Origin of the sequence: Kitasatospora putterlickiae (assembly GCF_039527695.1) — a bacterium.
In the GTDB taxonomy this organism is placed as follows: domain Bacteria; phylum Actinomycetota; class Actinomycetes; order Streptomycetales; family Streptomycetaceae; genus Kitasatospora; species Kitasatospora putterlickiae.
This window is the reverse complement of the sequence record NZ_BAAAKJ010000199.1, coordinates 5016-5461: the sequence shown is the minus strand read 5'-3', so window position 1 is coordinate 5461 and position 446 is coordinate 5016. Positions and strand designations below refer to the sequence as shown.

At 72.0% G+C, this 446-nt stretch carries 1 protein-coding gene; it reads right to left on the bottom strand.

Annotated features, from left to right (window positions below; translation table 11 throughout):
• Positions 1 to 139: 139 nt before the first annotated feature.
• Positions 140 to 446, bottom strand: a 307-nt coding sequence (locus ABD308_RS20105) for a hypothetical protein (RefSeq protein WP_344337205.1), incomplete at its 5' end; no start/stop codon positions are given.

Below are 446 nucleotides of genomic sequence, written 5' to 3'. Positions count from 1 at the left end.
AAGGCCGACGGCCAGATCTACCGCAAGGGGCAGGGCAAGTGACGGCGGCCGCCGAGGCGGTGGTGAGCAGGAACGCGGTGAGTCCGTGGCGCAGTTTCATGCGGCATCCCTCCACACATAACAGCGTTATGAAATTGGCCTAGCCCTGCTGCACCCGAGGGCGGCGCAGGCGGGGCCGGCGGAGTATCAGGAAGACGGCGCCCGGGAGGAGGATCGCGTCGGCGCAGAGCAGCAGGACGTTCCAGGCGCCTTCGATCCCGTGCTCGTGGGCCGGACCGGCGTCCTCCCCGGGGGCCGCGACGGGGCGGCTGTCGGTGACGGTTCCGGTGGAGCCGCCGACGCCGAAGGCCGTCGTACCGGAGACCTCGCGGCCGCCGCCCAGGTCGAGGCGGTAGGTGACCTGGTAGGCGCCCTCGGCGTCGATCCGCACCGGCGAGACCAGGCGG